Genomic DNA, 523 nt, shown 5'->3' on the forward strand with positions numbered 1-523 from the left:
TGAACTCTCAGAAGAATCTAATTCAAAATTCCCTAATACCTTTTGATAGTTTATATTTAAAGTATGCGTAATGTATTCATTAATACTATAATAATTATTCACACTAGCATTGAGTTTTCTAAACCAACCAAAAGTTTTGCTACCAAATTTAAAATCACTATCATCATATACCTTACCTATGATTATATTTGCACTATAACTTAAGGCATTATTTTCAAAATTTCTTATTAGACCATTAAAACCCATACTGCCTACATTAGAATGTTTATCAAAGGTTAAAAATCCAGCTCTTGTGTCACTAAGTATCTTATGATAAATACCAGAAGTAAGATATAAAGATGAATTAGTATTAATCCATACAGGATAAGAAAAGTCTATACCAAAATTTCTAGAAGTACCATAAAATCCTGCATCTTTGTATTTTCCACCTAAAGAATAAGATCCTTGAGATACGCTTGGAGTAATTTTTAAATTTCCCAAAAAGAAAGTATAACTAGCTCCATAGTTAATTTGATTTTCATTG

Annotated in this window: 1 pseudogene; it reads right to left on the reverse strand. The window is 27.5% G+C overall.

Annotated features, from left to right (window positions below):
- Positions 1–523 (reverse strand): annotated as a pseudogene (locus tag L8U41_RS07860) (ShlB/FhaC/HecB family hemolysin secretion/activation protein); the annotation flags it as partial.

It is taken from the genome of Campylobacter sp. RKI_CA19_01116, assembly GCF_025771405.1.
Classification (GTDB): domain Bacteria; phylum Campylobacterota; class Campylobacteria; order Campylobacterales; family Campylobacteraceae; genus Campylobacter_D.